This is a genomic window from Cellulosimicrobium sp. So1_17, from assembly GCF_055181235.1.
Window position 1 is genome coordinate 621,816 of record NZ_CM143702.1, and the last position, 19,259, is coordinate 641,074.

The following is a 19,259-nucleotide window of genomic DNA, read 5'->3' on the forward strand; positions in this document are numbered from 1 at the left end:
TCCCCGGTGCACCGGAGGCCTTGCCGAGCGGCAGCGTCGGCGACCGGCCCGCGACGGGCATCGTCCTCGGGCTCGCGTCCGCCCTCGCGTTCGGCGCGAGCGGACCGTTCGTCAAGCCGCTGCTCGAGGCCGGGTGGACGCCCGGGGCGGCCGTGCTCGCCCGCGCCCTCTGCTCGGCGCTCGTCCTGGCGCCGTTCGCGGCCGTCGCACTGCGGGGGAGCCGTCGCGCGCTGCGTCGCGAGTGGCGACTCGTGCTCGGGTTCGGGCTCGTGGCGGTCGCCGCGACCCAGCTGTGCTACTTCGCGGCCGTCGAGCGCCTGCCGGTCGGGGTCGCCCTGCTGATCGAGTACCTGGCTCCCGTGCTCCTCGTGGGCCTCGCGTGGGCACGGACGCGACGCGTCCCGCCGGGGCTCACCCTCGCCGGGTGCGCCGTCGCGGTCGCCGGTCTGGTCCTCGTCGTGGACCCGGGCGGCGCGAGCCTCGACGTGCTCGGCGTGGTCCTGGCGCTCGGAGCCGCGGTCGGTCTGGGCGCCTACTTCGTGCTCTCCGCCCGTCCGACGACGGTCCCGCCCGTCGCCCTCGCCGCGTCGGGCCTCGGCGTCGGTGCCGCCGCGCTCGCGGGGGCGGGCGTGACCGGTCTGCTCCCGCTGCGCGCGCCGCTCGTGGACGTGCCGCTCCTCGGGTCCACCGTGCCCTGGTTCGTGCCGCTGGCTGTCGTCGTGCTCGTCGCGACGGCGTTCGCGTACGTCTCGGGCGTCGCCGCGACCGTGCGCGCGGGGGAGCGGCTGGCGTCGTTCGTCGGGCTCTCGGAGGTGCTGTTCGCCGTGCTCATCGCGTGGCTGCTCCTCGGCGAGGTGCCGAGCGTCGTGCAGGGCCTGGGCGGGGCGCTCGTGGTCGTCGGCATCGTCCTCGTCCGCCTCGCGGGGACGGAACGCGCAGCGGTCGACCGTGACCCCGGGACGACCCGACGCGCCACCACGGCCGACGCGGAGTAGGTTCGCGCGTATCCCGTGCGGTCGGCGCGGGTCGCACGGGGGAGGAGCAGCGATGGCGGACAAGGTCACGACCGTCGACGAGTACGTCGCGTCCCTCTCGCCGCAGACGCGTGAGGTCGTCGAGCACCTGCGCGGTGTGATCCACGCGACGGTCGACGGGCTCGGCGAGCGGATCAGCTACGGCATCCCGACGTTCACGCTCGACGACCGGTACGTCGTCTACCTCGCCGGCTGGGCGCACCACGTCTCGCTCTACCCCGTGCCCGACGACGAGGACGACGACCTCGCGCGACGGATCGCGCGGTACCGCGACGGCAAGGGCACGCTCCGGTTCCCGCTCGCGGAGCCGGTCCCGGACGACGTCGTGCGCGACGTCGTCGCCCGGTTGGCAGATCGTCATCACGGAGCGGTCGGCTGACGCGCGGGCACGTTCCGACGAGGCGCGCGGTGGGGCGTCCGTGCCGCGTTCGGAGAGTGCGCGCACTCCTGGGAGAATGGTCCCCATGACCACACCCGACCAGGCCCAGCCCGGCACGCCCGACGAGACCGACGCCGTCGGGCAGCCCGTGGACGGGACGACCACCACCGCCGAGGCCGGCAGCCCGACCGACGGGTCCCCGGACACCGTCGACGACGAGGCGCGCGAGCGCGCGCTGCGCGCCGGTCTCGAGGACTACGAGCTCGAGGACACCGACCTCGCCCTCATCGACGCCGACGACCTCGACCTCGAGGACCACGAGCCGGAGGCACCGCTGCCCGTGCTCGCCGTGGTCGGACGCCCGAACGTCGGCAAGTCGACGCTGGTCAACCGCATCCTCGGTCGTCGCGAGGCGGTCGTCGAGGACAAGCCGGGCGTCACGCGCGACCGCGTGAGCTACCCGGCGGACTGGGCCGGTCGCCGGTTCACGCTCGTGGACACGGGCGGCTGGGAGGTCGACGTCGCGGGCCTGGAGTGGAAGGTCGCCGAGCAGGCCGAGGTCGCGATCTCGCTCGCCGACGCGGTGCTCTTCGTCGTCGACGCCACCGTCGGGGCGACCGCCACGGACGAGCGCGTCGTGCGTCTCCTGCGCGAGTCGGGCAAGCCGGTCGTGCTGTGCGCCAACAAGGTCGACGGCCAGTCCGGCGAGGCCGACGCTGCGTCGCTGTGGAGCCTCGGGCTCGGCGAGCCGCACCCCGTCTCGGCGCTGCACGGGCGCGGCACGGGCGACCTGCTCGACGCCGCGATGAAGGCCCTGCCGACGGAGTCGGAGCACGGTGAGCTGCGCCCCACCGGTCCGCGCCGCGTCGCCCTGATCGGGCGACCCAACGTCGGCAAGTCGTCGCTGCTCAACAAGATCGCGGGCGCGGAGCGCGTGGTCGTCGACGAGACGGCGGGCACGACGCGCGACCCGGTCGACGAGCTCGTCGAGATCAAGGGCGTGCCGTACGTGCTCGTCGACACCGCGGGCATCCGCCGGCGCGTGCACCAGACGAAGGGCGCGGACTTCTACGCGTCGCTGCGCACGCAGGCGGCCATCGAGAAGGCGGAGCTCGCGGTCGTGCTCGTCGACGCGTCGGTGTCGCTCACCGAGCAGGACACACGCGTCATCTCGCAGGTCGTCGACGCCGGGCGCGCGCTCGTCATCGCGTACAACAAGTGGGACCTCATGGACGAGGACCGTCGCCCGTTCCTCGAGCGCGAGATCGAGAAGGACCTCGTCCAGGTCACCTGGGCGCCGCGCGTCAACGTCTCGGCCCGCACGGGCTGGCACACCGACCGGCTCGTCCCGGCGATGGAGCGCGCGCTCGACTCGTGGGACATGCGCATCCCGACGGGACGACTCAACGCGTTCCTCGGCGAGCTCGTCGCGGCGCACCCGCACCCGTTGCGCGGCGGCAAGCAGCCGCGCATCCTCTTCGCGACGCAGGCGTCCACGCGCCCGCCGCGCTTCGTCGTGTTCGCGACGGGCTTCCTCGAGGCCGGGTACCGCCGGTTCATCGAGCGCCGCCTGCGCGAGACGTTCGGGTTCGAGGGCACGCCCATCGAGATCAGCGTGCGCGTGCGGGAGAAGCGCAAGCGGTGACCGAGCCGTCGACCGGGCCGCGCAGCGGGGTCGCGAGCCGCGGCCGCGTGCTGCGGCTCGGCGTCGTGCGCGACACCGCGGCGGTGCGCCACGTCGTGACGTTCCTCGTGGTGGCGGTCGCGACCGTCCTCGTCACGCGGTTCCTCCTGGCGGCCTCCGGGTACCCGCAGGTGGGCGGCGGCGACCTGCACGTCGCGCACGTGCTGTGGGGCGGCCTCGGGATGGCGCTCGGCATCGTGGTGCTCCTGTCGTTCGTCGGCCCGACGCTCCGGTCCCTCGGCGCCGTGCTCAGCGGCATCGGGTTCGGGCTGTTCGTCGACGAGATCGGCAAGTTCGTCACCGCGGACAACGACTACTTCTACGAGCCGACGGCGGCCCTCATCTACGCGACCGTCGTCGTGCTCGTCCTCGTGGCCGAGGCGCTGCACGGGCGACGACGGCACCACCCGGCCGAGTACCTCGCCGTGGCGACCGACCGCGCCGTCGCCGGTGTCGCGGGCGGTCTCACGGACGCCGCGCGCGAGGAGGCCCGGGCGCTCGTCGCGCTGGGACGAGGCGAGCCGGGGTCCGACGAGGTCGCGGCGCTCGTCGACGCGGTCCCGCGCGACCCCGTCGACATGCCGGACCCGGTGCGCGCCCTCGTGGATCGCGCGTCGTCGTGGTTCACCGCGGCGCTCGAGCGGCGCTGGGCGGCGGTCGTGGTCGTCGTCGCGGTCCTCGGCGTGGCGGGAGGGTCGCTCGCGGCGGGGATCCGCGTGCTGAGGGGCGGGATCGACGTGCCGACCTGGGTGGGTCTCGGGATCGTCGCCGGGGTCGCGGCGACGGTCGCGTGCGTCGTCGTCGGCGTGGTGCGTTCCCGAGGTCGTGGCGCGGGGGACCGGCGGGCGGCGGCCGTGTGGGTGCGCCGGGGCGTCCTCGTCTCCCTGCTGCTCACGCAGCTCCTCGTGTTCCGCGCCCTGCAGTGGGTCGGCGTCGCCGGGCTCGTGGTGGACCTGCTCGTCCTCGCCGCGCTCGGGGCCGCGCTCGGGCGGGACGACGAGCAGCGGCACGGCGGCTCGCGCACGCGGTCGCGCTCGACCGCCGACCCGGCGAGCGTGCGCCGACGGGGTTAGCCTGCTGGACGAGGCGCTCCGCCTCCCCACGTGCAGCAGCGCGCGCGAGCCCGCCGTACCGGCCGTCGGCCGGTCGTCCCCCGGAGCACGCCCATGAGACCTGCCGCGAATGTCCTCGCCCTCTCCGCCGCCGCCGGCGCCGCGACCTGGTGGGCACGCCGCCGTGCCGACGACGCACGGACCGACGGCCCCCGGGTGCTCGCCGTCACCGTGCACCGCCCCCACGACGCGCTGAGCGCCGAGCTCGAGCGGTCGCGACCCGCACCGCTCGCGGAGCTCGGCGACGCCGTCCGGCTCGAGACGAAGCCCGCGCCGAAGGACTTCGGCACCGAGCTGCGCCTGACCGTCGAGCGACCGGACGACGTCGACGTCGCCGACGCCCGACAGGCGCTGCGGCTCACCAAGCAGCTGCTCGAGACCGGGACGGTCATGCCGCCCGACGAGCCGATCGTGCGCCGTCGGACGCTCACCGCGCTGCCGCTCGAGGCGGCGATCCGCCGGGCCGGGAAGGAGGGACGGCTGTGAGGGCGCTGCAGTGGACGGGCGTGAACGAGCTCTCCGTCGGGGAGGTCCCGGACCCCGAGCTCCTCGACGACCGCGACGTGATCGTCAAGGTGCGCCGGACGGTGACGTGCGGGTCGGACCTGCACCTGCTCGGCGGGTACATCCCGTTCATGCGGTCCGGCGACGTGCTGGGCCACGAGTTCCTGGGCGACGTCGTCGAGGTGGGCTCGGCGGTGCGGAACCACAGGGTCGGCGACCGCGTGGTCGTGTCGTCGTTCGTCGCGTGCGGGCAGTGCTGGTACTGCCGCCAGGAGCTGTACTCGCTGTGCGACAACGGCAACCGCAACCCCGCGATCACCGAGGGCCTGTGGGGCTTCGCGCCGGGAGGCTGCTACGGCTACTCCCACGCCATGGGCGGCTACATGGGCTCGCACGCCCAGTACGTGCGCGTCCCCTTCGCCGACGTCGGGGCCTTCACCGTCCCGGGGGACGTCACCGACGAGCGGGCGCTGTTCGCGTCCGACGCCGCGGCCACCGGCTGGACGGGCGCCGACCTCGGCGGCGTGTCGCCGGGCGACGTCGTCGCCGTGTGGGGCGCGGGCGGCGTCGGCCAGATGGCCGCGCGCGCCGCGATGCTCCTCGGCGCCGAGCGTGTCTTCGTGATCGACCCGCTCGAGGAGCGCCTCGCGATGACGCGCCGGTACGTCGGCTGCGACACGCTGCGGGAGGGGACGGACGACGTCGGTGCCGCGCTGCTCGAGGCGACGGCCGGGCGAGGGCCCGACGTCTGCATCGAGGCCGTCGGCATGGAGGCGGGCGGCGGGTCGCCGCTCGAGGACGCGTACGACCGCACGAAGCAGTACCTGCGGCTGCAGACCGACCGGCCCACCGCGCTGCGGCACGCGATCTACCACTGCCGCAAGGGCGGGAGCGTCTTCGTGCTCGGCGTCTTCGCGGCGCTCGCGGACAAGTTCCCGCTCGGCGCGGTGATGAACAAGGGGCTCACGGTCCGCGGGGCCCAGATGCACGGGCAGCGGTACATCCCCATGCTGCTCGAGCGCATGCAGCGCGGGGAGCTGGTGACGGAGCACCTCGCGACGCACGTCATGCCCCTCGACGAGGGGCCGCGCGGCTACGAGATGTTCAAGACGAAGGAGGACGGGTGCGTGCGCGCGGTGTTCCTCCCGAACGGCTGAGCGGACGGGCCACCGCCAACACCCGAACCCCGGGTCACGGCCCGATCCAGGGCTGGATCGACCGGTGACCCGGGGTTCGGCACCTCCACGCGTGCTGCCGCGGGACGGGCGTCAGCGCATCGACGTGACGGGAAAGCCGTCCATGTCGTCGAACGACTGGTTCTCGCCCGCCATCGCCCAGACGAACGAGTACGCGGCGGTGCCGACGCCGGAGTGCACGGACCAGCTCGGGGAGATGATCGCCTCGCGGTCGCCCACGACGAGGTGGCGCGTCTCGGTCGGCTGCCCGCACAGGTGGATGACGCGCGCGTCGGCCGGCACGTCGAAGTACAGGTAGCACTCGGTCCGGCGGTCGTGCGTGTGCGCCGGCATGGTGTTCCACATGCTTCCGGGGTGCAGCGACGTCACGCCCATGACGATCTGGCAGGACTTCACGCCGTTCTCGTGGATGTACTGGTTGAGCGATCGGCGGTTCGACGTCACCTGGTCGCCGAGCTCGCGCACCGTGCCCTGGCCAGGCAGCGTGAGCACCGTCGGGTAGGCGGTGTGCGCGGGCGCCGAGAACAGGTAGAACGCCGCGCGCTCCGCACCGCCCTCCTCGCCCGAGCCGTCGGCAGCGCCCTCGGCGTTCGCGAAGACGACCTCGCGCACGCCGCGGCCCACGTACAGGCACGCGCCCTGGGGGAGCTCGTGGACCTCGCCGTCGGTCGTCACCGTGCCGGCGCCGCCGACGTTGACGATGCCGACCTCGCGGTGCTCGAGGAAGTACTCGCTGCGGATCTCGTCGTACGTCGGCAGCGGCAGCGGCGCGTCGCCGGGCACGGCCCCGCCGAGCACGACGCGGTCGTGGTGGGTGTAGGTGACGTTCACCTCGCCCGGGACGAACAGGTCCTGGACGAGGAAGCGGTCGCGCAGCTCCTGCGTCGTCGCTCCGGTGATCTGCTCGGGGCTGGTGGCGTAACGCTGTTCCACGGGTCTGCTCTCCTGGTGGTGCGGGTGGTGCTCGGTCGGGCTTCGGAAGGGTCGGTCGGGCGGCTCAGCGCACGAGCCAGCCGCCGTCCACGGGGAGGATCACCCCGTGCACGTACGCGGCGGCGTCGGACGCGAGGAAGACGAGCGCGCCCGCGAGGTCGGCGGGCGTGCCCCACCGCGCGGCCGGGATGCGCTCGGCGATCGAGCGCTCGCGCGCCTCGTCGGCGCGGATCGGCGCGGTGTTGTCAGTGGCCATGTAGCCGGGGGCGATCGCGTTGACGTTGATTCCGCGCGCGGCCCACTCGTTGGCGAGGGCCTTGGTCAGACCGGCGACGGCGTGCTTCGACGCCGCGTAGCCGGGCACGAGGATGCCGCCCTGGAACGACAGCATCGAGGCGACGTTGACGATCTTGCCGCCCCCGCGCTCGAGCATGCGCCGGCCGGCGGCCTGCGAGAGGTGGAACACGGCGTCGAGGTTGACGGTCAGCACGGTGTCCCAGTCCTCGACGGGGTGCTCCGCGGCGGGGGCGCGGCGGATCGTGCCCGCGTTGTTGACCAGGACGTCGACGCCGCCGAGCGCCTCCTCGACCTCCGCGACGGCGGAGCCGAGCTCGGCGGGCGTGGCCGTCGTGAGGTCGCGCTGCACGGAGTGGACGCGGCGGCCGAGCGCCTCGACCTTGGCGATCGTCTCCGTGGGCACGCTGCGGTCGAGCAGCGCGACGTCGGCGCCCGCCTCGGCGAGCGCGACCGCGGCGCCCTGGCCGAGGCCGCGGCTCGTGCCCGTGACGAGGGCGACCTTCCCGTCGAGACGGAACTGGTCGAGGATCATGCGTGCACTCCTTCGGTCGAGGGGGTCGCGGCGCCGGCCCGCGCGGGGCCCGACGTCTCCGGGTCGGCGCCGGCGAAGCGCGTCGTCAGCGCGCCGAGGCCCGCCACACGGATCGTCACGGCGTCGCCGTGGACCAGGGGACGGTGCGCGGCGAGCGCCTCGGGCAGCTTCTGCGGCGTGCCGGTCGAGATGACGTCGCCCGGCTCCAGGGTCATCACCTGGCTGAGGTAGTGCACGAGGAACGGCAGCCGGAAGACCATCGTCGACGTGCTCTGCGACACGGTGACGACACCGTCGCGCTCCACCTCGACCGTCAGGTCGTGGAAGTCGGCGACCTCGTCGGCCGTGACGACGGCAGGTCCGAGCTGGCCGAAGCCGTCGAGGCACTTGCCCATCGTCCACTGGCTGGAGCGGCGCTGCCACGAGCGGTCCGACACGTCGTCGAACAGCGCGTACCCCGCGACGTGGTCCATCGCGTCCTCGACGCCCACGCGGTGCGCACGGCGTCCGATCACGACGGCGATCTCGCCCTCGTAGTCGACGTCGTCCGCGACCGGGGGCACGGTGATGACGTCGTGCGGGCCGCTCAGCGTGTTCGGCGTCTTGACGAAGACGTCCGGGAACTCCGGGTCGTCCGTCGTCGGGTCCTGCCCGTCCGGCACGTGACCACGGTAGTTGTAGCCCAGGCACAGGATCTTGCCGGGGCGGACCGGGGGAGCGAGCCGCGCGTCGTCGGCCCAGCTGAGGGCTGCGAGCGCGGTGGTGTCGGCCGCGGCCTGCCCGACGGCGTCGCGCGCCCGGGCGGTCAGCGCCGGGTCGGCGAGCACGTCGGTGACCGTGACGCCGTCGCCGAGGGCAGGCGAGAGGTCGAGCAGGCGCTCGCGGTCGCCGTCGGGGACGAGGGCGCCGGGACGCTCGGCGCCGGCGGTGACGTGCGTGACGAGCCTCACCAGTACTTCACCCAGCCGGGCAGCGTGTGGCGCACGAGCGCCTCGAGGTAGAAGTAGTCGCCCCAGAGACTGCCCTCGTCGACGCCGATGCTCTTCGGCGCGTCGTAGACCGAGTGGAGCAGGAGCGCGTCGGACTCGACGCCCTCGGCCGCCGGCGTGTACCCGGTGACGAGCGCGCGCAGCATGTCGAGCGAGGCGGTCGCGTAGCGCTCGCGGCGCTCCGGGTCGGTCTCGACCGCCGCGAGCTCGTGCAGGCCGCACGCGGCGATCGCGGCGGAGGAGCTGTCGCGCGGTGCGTCGCTGCCGTCGGTGTAGACGAGGTCCCAGTAGGGCACGCCGTCGGACGGCAGGTGGGCGAGGAAGTAGTCCGCGCAGCGCCGGGACGCGTGCAGGAGCTCCGGGTCGCCCGTCACCCGGTGGTTCATCGCGAAGCCGTAGATGCCCCACGCCTGGCCGCGGGCCCAGCACGAGTCGTCGCCGGCGCCCTGCTCGGTCCCGCCGCGCAGCGGCTCGCCCGTGACCGGGTCCCAGTAGAAGGTGTGGAACGTCGTGTCGTCCTCGCGCACGATGTGCCGCGCGAGCTGCGCGGTGTGCCGGCGCACGGCGTCGGGGTAGCGCTCCTGGCCGGTCTGCTCGCCGGCCCAGGTGAGCAGGGGCATGTTCATGAGGCTGTCGACGATCGTGCGGCCGCGCTGGGCCGGGTCCGACAGGTCGCCCCACGCCTGGAGGATGCCCGCCGGCTCGAGGAACCGGACCATGAGGTGGTCCGCGGCGGAGAGGGCCGCGGCGCGTGCCGTCTCGTCGCCGAGCAGGCGCCAGGGCGCGACGCACGACAGCGTGTAGAGGAACCCGAGGTCGTGGGTCTGCAGGTCCTCGCCCTGGTCGACGCGGCGCGCGAAGTCCGCGACGTGCCGCTCGCCGGCCGCGCGGAACGCGTGGTCGCCCGTGAGTTCGTAGGCGAGCCACTGCATCCCCGGCCAGAAGCTCGTCGTCCAGCCGCGGTTCGCACCCTCGGCGAACTCTGGCGTCGCGGGACGCGGCGGGTACACGTTGCCGGCGGTCGTGTCGTCGGGGTAGAGGTCGCCGAACGCGGCGATGTTGCGCCGGACGGTCGCGAGGGCGGCGTCGACGGCGGGTGCGAGCTCGGTGGCGAGCCCGGTGGCGAGCGTCATCAGGAACATCCTTCTGGTCGGGCGGGGTCGCCCGACGGTCGGTGACGTGGTCAGCACGTGCGGCGGCGGCGAGGCCGCCCCACGGGGACGGGGTGAGAGGTCAGCGGGAGACGGCGGCCTGTGCGGGCACCGTGCCGAGGGTGGAGTGCAGCGCGTAGCGGGCGCCGCCCCACGCGACGAAGAGCAGCGGCGCGAGCGCCAGGCCGAGCCCCACGGCGGGCCGCGCCGCGACGACGGACCCGAGCATCGCGAGGACGAGCAGCGCGGGCAGCGTGAGGTACCAGCGCCGGACGCCCGCGAACAGCGACGCCCGCAACAGGTCGCGCAGCCGCGCCGTCGGGTGGTCGGCGAGCGAGGCCGTGGCGACGAGCGACGCCACGAGCGTCAGGACGATCAGCGTGACGAACACCGGGATGGCGACCGCGCCGACGGCGTGGCCCCACACGGCGCGCACGTCCACGGCGAGCACCACGACCAGCGCGGTGCTCAGCGCCCCGAGCGCGACGGACCGGCGCCAGTGCTGCCGGTAGCCGCGCCAGAACGTCCGCACGACCTGCGCGGAGCCGTCCGCCGTGATCGCGCGGAACACGCCGAACGCGGCGACGAGAGCGGGCGTGCAGAACGGCGCGAGGAGGGCGAGGGCGGGCCACGACGCCGTCGGGTCCGTCGTCATGGCGAGCACGACGAGGGGCAGGCACGCGACGACGACGAGGAGGTTCGTCGCGAGCCCCGCGTACACGGTGCTGAAGACGAGCTCGTACGTCTCGTGCGAGACGAGGCGGCGCCGCGGCGCGTGCGCAGAGGTGGCCATCGGGATCAGCCCTTCAGCCCGGTCGACGCGACACCCTCGACGAAGTAGCGCTGGCCGAGGAGGAAGATGATCGCGATCGGCAGGACGGACAGCACCGAGCCGGTCATGATCAGCGCGTGCTCGGCGTTGTACTGGCCGATGAAGGACTTGAGCCCGAGCTGGACGGTCCACAGGTCGGGGCTGCGCAGGTAGATGAGCGGCCCGAGGTAGTCGTTCCACGTGTTGACGAACGTCAGCAGCGTGAGGCTCGCGATCGCGGGGACGGACAGCGGCATCATGATGCGCCGCCAGATGCCGTACTCGCTGAGGCCGTCGATGCGCGCGGCCTCGCTGAGCTCCTCGGGGATCGTCTCGAAGTACTGCTTCATGAGGAACACGCCGAACGCGCCGAAGGCCTGCAGCGCGATGATCGCCCAGAGCGTGTTCGACAGCCCGGCGTCGGACAGCATGATGAACTGCGGGATCATGTACGACTGCCACGGCACGGCGATGGTGCCGATGTAGAGCAGGAAGAGCACGTCGCGCCCGCGGAAGCGCATCTTGGAGAACCCGTAGGCCGCGAAGCTGCCGGTGAGCACCTGGAGCACGGTCACGGTGACGGACAGGATGAGCGTGTTCTTGAGCCACGACGTCATGTTCGACCGCGACCAGATGTCGAGGTAGTTCTGCCAGACGACGGGGTCGGGGACCCACTGGATCGGGATCGTGAACACCTGGTTGTTGTTCTTCAGGGACGAGATGACCATCCAGAAGAACGGCAGGAGGACCGCGGCGGCGGCGACGGCCATCGCGACGTACCCGGCGGTCCGGCCCGCGACGGAGGTCGCGCGGCCGCGGCGCGCGCGGGGCTCCGGGGTGAGCGCGACCGGGGCGGCGGCGGGGGTGGGGGTGTCGAGCGTGGCCATCACGCCTCCCTCCTCTTGTTGACGAGGAACTGGACGATGGTGACCGAGATGCAGATGAAGAACAGCACGACCGCGACGGACGACGCGTAGCCGAACTGGTTCTCCACGAAGCCCTTCTGGTAGATGTACTGGCTCAGCACGAGGGTCGACTGCCCGGGGCCACCGTTGGTCATGACGAGGATCAGGTCGAAGATCTTGAAGCTGCCGATCGTGAGCATCACGGTGACGAAGAACATCGTCGGGCGCAGGCCGGGGAGCGTGACGTTCCAGAACCGCTGCCACGCGTTGGCGCCGTCCATGCGGGCGGCCTCGTAGAGCTGGGCGGGCACCGTCTGCAGGCCCGCGAGGAGCAGCAGCATGTAGTAGCCCATCTCGCGCCACACGCTCACGAGGATCACCGCGGGCATGGCCCACGTGCTCGACGTCGTCCACCCGGGCGGGTTGTCGACGCCGACGGCGCGCAGGAGCTGGTTGATCGGCCCGAACTCGGGGCTGAAGAGCATGTTCCACACGACGGCGATCGCGACGATCGACGTGATGTACGGGAAGAACGCGACGGTGCGGAAGAACGCGACACCGCGCAGCTTGCGGTTGAGCAGGAGCGCCAGGCTCAGGGACGCCACGAGCGTGAGCGGGATGTGGATCGCCGCGTAGTAGAGCGTGTTGAGCAGCGCCGTGTGGAAGCTCGCGTCACCGACGAGGCGCTCGAAGTTGTCGAGGCCGATCCACTGCGCCGCGCCGAACACGTTCCAGCTCGTGAACGAGATGTAGAACAGCACGATCACGGGGATGAGCGTGAGCAGGGCGAAGCCGATGAAGTTCGGCAGGATGAAGCTCCACCCGACGAGGGTGTTGCGCAGCTTCAGGCGGCTTCCGGCGCGGCGGCGGCTCGTCGGCGGTCGGGACGGCGTGGCCGGCCCGTCCGTCCCGGGCTGCGACCGCTCGTCGGCGGCGATGGTCGACATCGTGGGGACTCCTGTGTCTGGAAGATCGTGGTGTGCCGGCCCGCCCGGGCGCCGCGGTCAGCGGTCGCGGCGCCCGGGGCGGGTGCGGCGGAGGAACCGGGAGGCGTCAGCCGATGCCGGCCTCGGAGGAGGCGCGGCTCTCGGCCTCGGGGATCGCGTCGGCGATCGGGGTGGACCCGGACATCACGGCGGTGTGCAGGTCGTTGAGGATGTTCTGCACGGCGGCGGTGCTCGGCGCGACCGGGTTCTCCGGCTTGGTCTCGTGCGTCGAGAACGCGAACTTCGACAGGTCGTCCGTCGGGACGCCCTCGAGGCCGAAGAAGGTGTCGACCACGGTGTCGGAGAAGAGCGCCGGCGTGATGCCGATCTCGGCCAGCGCCGCGGCGCCGCCCTCGCCCGCGGCGAACGCGAGGAAGTCCTTCGCGGCCTGGACCTTGTTCTCGTCGATCGCCGGGTTGATGCCGAGGCCGGTCGGGTCACCGAACGTCACGGGCGTCGCGTCGGTGCCGGTCGTGGACTCGTCGACCTGCGGGATCGGGGCCATGCCCCAGGCGAACTCGTCCGCCTCGCCGTTCTCCTGCTGCGCGATGAGGGTCGCGGCGTACCACGTGCCCATCGGCATCATCGCGGCCTGCTGCGTGCCGAACTGCGCCTGGTAGGTGAGCGAGTTCGTCGTGACGGTGCCGAACGTGGGCTGGGCGCCCGCGTCCTGCAGCTCGATCGCGCGCTCGTAGTACGGCTCGAGGAACGAGTAGTCGGCGCTGTCGAGGGACGCGCCGTCGCTCTGCGCGAGGGCGAAGCCCTGCACGGTCGACTGCCACGAGTGCTGGTACGTGCCCGTCGCGGTCGAGCCGGAGCCCTGGAACGAGGTGGTCAGGTCCGTCGCGGCCTGCGTGTAGTCGTCCCACGTCCACGAACCGTCGGGCTGCTCGACGCCCGCCTGGTCGAAGAGCTCCTGGTTGTAGTAGAGGATCCACGAGTCCTGGCGGTAGGGCACCGCGTAGGTCGCGCCGTCGGCCTCGTAGGCGTCCACGCCGCTCGTGTCGCCGTCGAGCTCGCCCGCGACGTCGGACACGTCGAGCAGCTGCTGACCCGACTGGTACGTGTAGAAGTTCTTGAGGTTCTTCAGCACGTAGATGTCGGGAGCGGTGCCCGCGGCGAGGTCCGCCGTCATCTGCGTGTCGTAGTCGTTGCCGGCGGCGTACTCCTTGACCTCGACCGTGATGTCGGGGTTCTCCTCGTGGAACGCGTCCGCGATGGTCTGGAACTCCGGCGTGGAGGCCAGGCTCCAGCCCGCGAGGCTCAGGGTCACGGGGCCGTCGGCCGTGGCGTCGCCACCGGACTCGCCGGAACCTCCGCCGCATGCCGTGAGGGTGAGGGCGACCACGGCGGCCGTGCCGATCGCGATCGGTGTCGTGCGCTTCATTCCTTGCTCTCCTTCGAGTTCGGCGGCCCGACGTCGGGCCTGGTCCTCGCGCCGGTGGGGGTCGGCGGTCGGGATGGGTCAGGGCAGGTCGGTGAGCGTGCGTTCCCCGTCCGGCCAGTGCACGTGGGCAGTGCGTCCTGCCGACGTGATCTCGGGCGCCTGGACCGTGCGGCGCGGCGCCGAGGGGTAGGTGTCGCGGGCGGGGCCCGCGAGGGTGACGAGCACCGCGTGCCAGCGGCCGGGCTCGACCGGGAGGTCGGCCACGTCGGCCGCGGACGCGTGCCCGAGCGGTGAGGCGTCGGTGCGGTGCTCGCGCGTGACGGGCGCACCGGGCGCGGTGAGCGGGACGAGCGAGGCGGTGAGCCCGTCGCCGTCGACGACCGGCCAGCCGCCCACGCGCAGGCGGACGGTCGAGGCGTCCACGTCCTCCGCGAGCTCGTCGACGCGCACGAGCCGCACCTCCCACGGGCCGCGCACGAGCGAGACGACCGTGAGGGTGCCGGCGTCGGTCGCGGCGCCGGGCAGGCCGTGGCCGTGGTCCCGGCCGCCGGTCTCGGCGTCGAGCCAGTGCGCGCGCACGACGGAGCCGGAGACGCCGACGGGAACCTGGCCGGGCTCCTCGTCGACGATCGTCTCGAGGGCGTGCCAGCCCGTGCGGTGCGTGGCCCGGCCGTCGGCGTCGACGAGCGTGACGCTCTGGTCGACGGGGGACGTGCGGCTCGCGAGGTCGGACCAGGGCGCGGTCGCGGTCGAGTACCCGAGGCGCGCGTAGAGCGGGGAGTCGCCGATGCGGTCGCCCTCGAGGGCGTGGTCCGTGCCGTGGTTGACGATCCGCACGAGGCCGTCGGCGCGCGTGCCGCTGACGACCCAGCCGGGGGCGGCGACGGCCCGCAGCACGTCGCCGCGCTCGACCGGTAGCGGCTCCTCGGTCGCGGTCCACGCGGGGTGGTCGGCAGGCAGCGCGAGCCCGATCAGGCCCTTGCTCGCCCAGTACGGGGAGCCGGGGCCGGTGTACGACTGCGAGATCGGCAGCCACTCGTGGTGCCAGCCCTGCGTGAGCAGGCCGCGCTCGTCCGGCGCGCCGTGCTCGACGAAGTGCGACACGACGCCGGACGCGGCGCGGCGCAGCAGACCGGGGGAGTGGGACGGGACCTCGGCGATCGCGCCGACCCAGAACGGGGCCGCGGCCGCGAAGCGGTACGTGAGCGAGCGCCCCTGCAGGAGCGGCGAGCCGTCGGCCCCGACGAGGGCGAGCGCGTCGTCGAGGTAGCGGTCGAGCAGCTGCACGTCGCGCTCGCGGCGCGGGGCCGCGAGGTCCTGCGCGCCCCGCATGCGCGCCCACAGCGTGGGGTACAGGTGCAGAGCCCAGCCGGCGTAGTGGTCGTAGGAGCGCTCGGCGCCGTCCGCGAGCCAGCCGTCGGGGCGCTCGAAGGAGTCGTGCGTCGCGAGGTCCGCGGCCATCTCGTCGAGCGAGTGCGGCCCGCCGACCGAGCGCAGGAACGTCTGCACGACGAGGCGGAACCACACCCAGTTGATGCGCGGGTAGGTGTCGTCGCCGACGGCCTCCGCGAGGTAGTCGACGAGCTGCTCCTGGACGAGCGGCGACAGCCCGTCCCAGATCCACTCGCGCGTGAGGTCGAGGACGAGGGCCAGCGACGCCGCCTCGACCTTGGCCTGGGCGTGCTCCGACAGACGCAGCCAGCGGTCCTCGGCGTGCGGGTCCGAGCCGGCGGCGAGGCCCTGCGCGTACCACTCGGCGTAGCCGTGCGGGTCGGCGCCGCGCTCGCCCGCGAGGCGGAAGCCGGCGAGCAGGAACGTCCGGGCGAAACCCTCGAGCCCGTCGACCGCGCGGCCGTAGCCACCCTCCGGCCCGGGCAGCGTGATGCGGGCGTGGCCGGGAGAGGCGAAGGGGAGGGCGGACGCGAGCAGGTGGTCGCCGAAGGCCGCCCACCGCGCACGGTCCCACCCGGTGAGGGGGCTCGTGGCGAGGGACGCGGTCGGCTGCGACCGGGTGCTCTCGTACGTCATCGTGTCCTCCGTCGTGGCGGCGCGCCTTCGTGCGGCCTGCGGTGCGTGTTCGGTGATGCCCATCACGTGAGGTGATCGCTCACCGAACACTTCCGCAGTCAAACGTTCAAGAACGGACGCTGTCAAGCGCGTAGCCCTTCTGTTATGATCGCTTCTGATCGATAGGGACAGAACGGTCACCACCTCGACGGAGAGAGATGCCCACCCACTTCATCGGCCCGCTCGGCGCCGCCTTCGGCCTGTCGGCCGCGGCCCCGCCGGAGCGGCGAGCCACCCTCGCCCAGCTCCTCGTCGACCCCGCACGAGCACTGCCCGTCGCGCCCGCGTCGGACCGTGCGGTCTGGACGCCCGGCTCGGGCACGGCGCCCGGCAGGGTCGACGCCCAGACCGTCGCCGCGGTCCTGCTGCGCGCCGAGAAGGAGCGCGGGACGGCGTGGCCGCTGCCTCTCGCGAGCACGGCCGCGCGCCTGCACCGCGACGGCAACCGCACCGCGCACGAGGACCTCGTCCTCGGCCGCCAGCGCCGCCTGTCGCGCGCCGTGGTCGCGGCGGCCGTCACGCTCGAGGACGCGTGGGTCGACGAGGTCGCCGACGGGATCTGGGCGGTGTGCGAGCAGAGCACGTGGTGCTGGCCCGCGCACGACGACGCGTTCGCGACCCGCGGCTGGGCGCTGCCCGACCGCGCACGTCCGTTCCTCGACCTCGGGGCCGGTGAGGTCGCGGGCCAGCTCGCGTGGGCCGACCACCTCCTCGGCGACGCGCTCGACGCGCGGTACCCCGGGCTGCGGGCGCGCGTCCGGGGGGAGGTGCGCGAGCGCGTGATCGACCCGTTCCTCGCCCGGCGCGACTGGCACTGGATCGGCCTCGACGGCGACGTGCACAACTGGAACCCGTGGATCCACGGCAACGTGCTCCTCGCCGCGCTGCGCCTGCTCGACGACCCCGCCGACGCGGACCTGCGCGCGCACGTCGTGGACCTCGTGGTCGAGGGGCTCGACCGCTACGTCGCGGTGCTGCCCGCCGACGGCGCGATCGACGAGGGCTACGAGTACTGGTGGAACGGTGCGTGCCGCGCGATCGAGGCGCTCGACGTCCTCGCCCACGCGACGGACGGGGCGCTCGACGCGCTCGACCCTGCGACGCCGGTGGCGGCGATGCGCGCGACGGTCGCCTTCCCGCACCGCATGCACCTGGGCGGCGACTGGTACCTCGACCTCGCCGACGGCCGCGCGCTGCCCCCCGCGGACCAGCCGTGGCACGCGCTCCACCGCGCCGCGCGCCGCGCCGGGGACGAGGACGCGCGCCGGCACGCGGCGTCGTACCGTGTGCCGGGCGAGCCCGTCGCGGACGAGGACTACGGTCTCGGCCGGCTGCTGCGCGCGGTGACGGACGCCGACTGGCTCGCGGCCGGGCCGGGCGAGGCCCCGCTGCCGCGCGACGTCTGGCTGCCCTCGACGCAGGTCCTGCTCGCGCGCGAGCACGCGGGCAGCCCGCGCGGCCTGACGCTCGCGATCAAGGGCGGGCACAACGGCGAGCACCACAACCACAACGACGTCGGCTCGTTCGTCGTGGCGTCCGACGGCGTGCCGGTGCTCGTCGACGCCGGTCGCCCGACGTACACCGCACAGACGTTCGGCCCAGACCGGTACGCGATCTGGACCATGCAGAGCTCGTGGCACAACGTGCCCGAGATCGCGGGCACGCCGCAGGGCGTCGGCGCCGCGTTCGCGGCGCGCGAGGTCGTCCCCGGGGACGGCGAGCTGTCGCTCGACCTCGCGGGCGCCTATCCCGTGGACGGGCTGGCCGCGTGGCGCCGCACCGCACGCCTCGAGCGTGCTGCGGGCCACGACGAGGAGCGCGATCGGCGAGCCCGCGGCCGGGCCTGCGTGACGGTCCACGACGTGTGGGACCTCGGCGCGGCCGCCCTTGCCGCGGCGGTCGTGCACGTCATGGTGGCCGGTGACGTCACGACGTCGCCGGGCCTGCTGCGCGTGGTCCCGCTCGGTGGTGCGACGCCCGTCGTCGTGCGCTGGCCCGAGGACGTCCCGGTCGACGTGACCGTCCGGACGCTGGACGACCCGATGCTGTCGGAGGTGTGGGGCGAGACCCTGACGCGCCTGACGCTCGACGTGACGGACCGGACCGACCTGACTCTCGTCGTCGAGCAGGACGACACCATCGACGACGATGCCATCACCCAGGAGGGGGCCCTGTGACCACGGAGGAGATGCAGCGGGCGCCGCTCGCTGCCGAGCGGCGCGCGCACCTGCTCGCGTCGCTCGAGCGCGACGGCGTCGTGCGCGTCGCGGACCTGACGGACGAGCTCGGCGTGACGGCCGTGACCGTGCGCCGCGACATCGCCCAGCTCGAGCGGGAGGGTCTGCTCGCGCGCGTGCACGGCGGTGCCGTGCCCGTCGACGGCCGCGAGAGCGGCACCGAGCGCACGCCGACCGCCACGATCGGCGTGCTCGTGCCGTCGCTCGACTACTACTGGCCGGGCGTCGTGCGCGGCATGGAGGCCGAGGCCCGCAAGCACGGTCTGCGCGTCGTGCTCCGCGGGTCGTCGTACGAGGTGGCGGACGAGCGCCCGACGATCGAGCGGCTCGTCGAGGGTGAGGACCTGCGAGGGCTGATCCTCGCGCCGCGCACGGACAGCCCGCACGCGCAGGAGCTCGTCCAGTGGCTCGCGCGCACGGACGTCCCGTCGGTGCTGGTCGAGCGCGAGGCGGCGCTCGCGCCGCACCGCGAGGCGCTCGAGTCGGTCGTGTCCGACCACGCGCTCGGCGCGCTCATGGCCGTGCACCACCTCGCCGACCTCGGCCACCGCCGGGTGGGCCTCGTGCTCTCGCGCCAGTCGCCGACGTCGCGCAAGATCGCGGCCGGCTGGCGTGCGGCGTGCGGCGACCTGGGGCTGTCGTCGGAGGAGCACTTCGAGCGGCTCGCGCCGGACCGGCACAAGCCCGAGTTCACGAAGGCGATCGCGGAGGTCGTGGACACCGCGGTGGCGTCGGGCACGACGGCACTGCTCGCCCACTCCGACCCCGAGGCGTTCGCCATCGTGCAGAGTGCTCAGGACCGCGGGATGTCCGTCCCGGGCGACCTGTCCGTCGTCGCGTACGACGACGAGGTCGCCGGGCTGTTCAGCCCCGCGCTCACGGCCGTGCGCCCGCCGCGGGCCGCGGTGGGGCACGCGGCGGTGGACCTGCTCGCGAAGCGTCTGGCCGACCCGACGCGACCCGTGCACCGCGTCGCGATCAGCCCGAAGCTCGTGGTGCGGGAGTCGACGGGGCGGGTGACCGCGGCGCGCGCCTGATCGTCCGGGCGCGGTCCT

At 73.6% G+C, this 19,259-nt stretch carries 17 protein-coding genes; 8 read left to right on the forward strand and 9 right to left on the reverse strand.

Features of this window, described 5'->3' with window-relative positions:
- Positions 1-20 precede the first annotated feature (20 nt).
- From ACZCLJ_RS02730 to ACZCLJ_RS02755, 6 genes are all read left to right on the forward strand, one after another.
- Positions 21-995 (forward strand): EamA family transporter, encoded by a 975-nt coding sequence (locus ACZCLJ_RS02730; RefSeq protein ID WP_463105371.1) that lies wholly within the window; start codon positions 21-23, stop codon positions 993-995.
- A gap of 52 nt (positions 996-1,047) precedes the next feature.
- Entirely contained in the window at positions 1,048-1,413 is a 366-nt protein-coding gene (locus tag ACZCLJ_RS02735) for an iron chaperone (RefSeq protein ID WP_251151117.1), read from the forward strand.
- 85 nt (positions 1,414-1,498) lie between these two features.
- Entirely contained in the window at positions 1,499-3,058 is a 1,560-nt protein-coding gene (gene der / locus ACZCLJ_RS02740; RefSeq protein WP_251151116.1) for a ribosome biogenesis GTPase Der, read from the forward strand.
- Positions 3,055-4,170, forward strand: a complete 1,116-nt coding sequence (locus tag ACZCLJ_RS02745; RefSeq protein WP_463105372.1) for a hypothetical protein — start codon at positions 3,055-3,057, stop codon at positions 4,168-4,170. Before der ends, ACZCLJ_RS02745 begins: the two co-directional genes overlap by 4 nt.
- Positions 4,171-4,263: 93 nt before the next feature.
- Positions 4,264-4,695, forward strand: a complete 432-nt coding sequence (locus ACZCLJ_RS02750; RefSeq protein WP_463105373.1) for a hypothetical protein — start codon at positions 4,264-4,266, stop codon at positions 4,693-4,695.
- Entirely contained in the window at positions 4,692-5,870 is a 1,179-nt protein-coding gene (locus tag ACZCLJ_RS02755) for a zinc-dependent alcohol dehydrogenase (protein WP_463105374.1), read from the forward strand. The genes ACZCLJ_RS02750 and ACZCLJ_RS02755 overlap by 4 nt, the downstream gene beginning before the upstream one ends.
- 111 nt (positions 5,871-5,981) lie before the next feature.
- Here the strand turns inward: ACZCLJ_RS02755 and kduI are convergent, their stop codons facing one another.
- The 9 genes from kduI to ACZCLJ_RS02800 all read right to left on the reverse strand — a co-directional run bounded on the left by kduI (position 5,982) and on the right by ACZCLJ_RS02800 (position 15,928).
- Positions 5,982-6,842, reverse strand: a complete 861-nt coding sequence (gene kduI / locus ACZCLJ_RS02760; RefSeq protein WP_251151112.1) for a 5-dehydro-4-deoxy-D-glucuronate isomerase — start codon at positions 6,840-6,842, stop codon at positions 5,982-5,984.
- Positions 6,843-6,906: 64 nt separating this feature from the next.
- Positions 6,907-7,671: a 2-dehydro-3-deoxy-D-gluconate 5-dehydrogenase KduD gene (kduD, locus tag ACZCLJ_RS02765; RefSeq protein ID WP_285821109.1), complete on the reverse strand. Its 765-nt coding sequence runs from the start codon at positions 7,669-7,671 to the stop codon at positions 6,907-6,909.
- Positions 7,668-8,621 carry a fumarylacetoacetate hydrolase family protein gene (locus tag ACZCLJ_RS02770; protein ID WP_463105375.1) on the reverse strand — a complete coding sequence of 318 codons (954 nt, stop codon included), beginning with the start codon at positions 8,619-8,621 and terminating at the stop codon, positions 7,668-7,670. Before ACZCLJ_RS02770 ends, kduD begins: the two co-directional genes overlap by 4 nt.
- On the reverse strand, positions 8,618-9,793 hold the full coding sequence (locus ACZCLJ_RS02775) for a glycoside hydrolase family 88 protein (RefSeq protein ID WP_463105376.1): 1,176 nt from the start codon (positions 9,791-9,793) through the stop codon (positions 8,618-8,620). Before ACZCLJ_RS02775 ends, ACZCLJ_RS02770 begins: the two co-directional genes overlap by 4 nt.
- Positions 9,794-9,893: 100 nt before the next feature.
- Complete coding sequence (locus ACZCLJ_RS02780) at positions 9,894-10,604, reverse strand: DUF624 domain-containing protein (protein WP_463105377.1); 711 nt, start codon at positions 10,602-10,604, stop codon at positions 9,894-9,896.
- A 5-nt stretch (positions 10,605-10,609) separates the two neighbouring features.
- On the reverse strand, positions 10,610-11,509 hold the full coding sequence (locus ACZCLJ_RS02785) for a carbohydrate ABC transporter permease (RefSeq protein WP_463105378.1): 900 nt from the start codon (positions 11,507-11,509) through the stop codon (positions 10,610-10,612).
- Entirely contained in the window at positions 11,509-12,474 is a 966-nt protein-coding gene (locus ACZCLJ_RS02790; RefSeq protein WP_251151108.1) for a carbohydrate ABC transporter permease, read from the reverse strand. Before ACZCLJ_RS02790 ends, ACZCLJ_RS02785 begins: the two co-directional genes overlap by 1 nt.
- A gap of 106 nt (positions 12,475-12,580) precedes the next feature.
- Positions 12,581-13,900, reverse strand: a complete 1,320-nt coding sequence (locus ACZCLJ_RS02795; RefSeq protein WP_463105379.1) for an ABC transporter substrate-binding protein — start codon at positions 13,898-13,900, stop codon at positions 12,581-12,583.
- A 78-nt stretch (positions 13,901-13,978) separates the two neighbouring features.
- Positions 13,979-15,928 carry a DUF2264 domain-containing protein gene (locus ACZCLJ_RS02800; protein ID WP_463105380.1) on the reverse strand — a complete coding sequence of 650 codons (1,950 nt, stop codon included), beginning with the start codon at positions 15,926-15,928 and terminating at the stop codon, positions 13,979-13,981.
- 197 nt (positions 15,929-16,125) lie between these two features.
- On the opposite strand from ACZCLJ_RS02800, the gene ACZCLJ_RS02805 reads away from it, so the two are divergent.
- Entirely contained in the window at positions 16,126-18,144 is a 2,019-nt protein-coding gene (locus ACZCLJ_RS02805; RefSeq protein WP_463105381.1) for a heparinase II/III domain-containing protein, read from the forward strand.
- Positions 18,141-19,241, forward strand: a complete 1,101-nt coding sequence (locus ACZCLJ_RS02810) for a substrate-binding domain-containing protein (RefSeq protein ID WP_251151104.1) — start codon at positions 18,141-18,143, stop codon at positions 19,239-19,241. Before ACZCLJ_RS02805 ends, ACZCLJ_RS02810 begins: the two co-directional genes overlap by 4 nt.
- Positions 19,242-19,259: the final 18 nt, after the last annotated feature.

Excerpts from the sequence above, each read along its gene's own strand:
- ACZCLJ_RS02735 (WP_251151117.1), top strand. The coding sequence starts at position 1,048 with ATGGCGGACAAGGTCACGACCGTCGACGAGTACGTCGCGTCCCTCTCG.
- der (WP_251151116.1), top strand. The coding sequence starts at position 1,499 with ATGACCACACCCGACCAGGCCCAGCCCGGCACGCCCGACGAGACCGAC.
- ACZCLJ_RS02750 (WP_463105373.1), top strand. The coding sequence starts at position 4,264 with ATGAGACCTGCCGCGAATGTCCTCGCCCTCTCCGCCGCCGCCGGCGCC.
- kduD (WP_285821109.1), bottom strand. The coding sequence starts at position 7,671 with ATGATCCTCGACCAGTTCCGTCTCGACGGGAAGGTCGCCCTCGTCACG.
- ACZCLJ_RS02775 (WP_463105376.1), bottom strand. The coding sequence starts at position 9,793 with ATGACGCTCGCCACCGGGCTCGCCACCGAGCTCGCACCCGCCGTCGAC.
- ACZCLJ_RS02780 (WP_463105377.1), bottom strand. The coding sequence starts at position 10,604 with ATGGCCACCTCTGCGCACGCGCCGCGGCGCCGCCTCGTCTCGCACGAG.
- ACZCLJ_RS02785 (WP_463105378.1), bottom strand. The coding sequence starts at position 11,509 with ATGGCCACGCTCGACACCCCCACCCCCGCCGCCGCCCCGGTCGCGCTC.
- ACZCLJ_RS02790 (WP_251151108.1), bottom strand. The coding sequence starts at position 12,474 with ATGTCGACCATCGCCGCCGACGAGCGGTCGCAGCCCGGGACGGACGGG.
- ACZCLJ_RS02795 (WP_463105379.1), bottom strand. The coding sequence starts at position 13,900 with ATGAAGCGCACGACACCGATCGCGATCGGCACGGCCGCCGTGGTCGCC.
- ACZCLJ_RS02800 (WP_463105380.1), bottom strand. The coding sequence starts at position 15,928 with ATGACGTACGAGAGCACCCGGTCGCAGCCGACCGCGTCCCTCGCCACG.
- ACZCLJ_RS02805 (WP_463105381.1), top strand. The coding sequence starts at position 16,126 with ATGCCCACCCACTTCATCGGCCCGCTCGGCGCCGCCTTCGGCCTGTCG.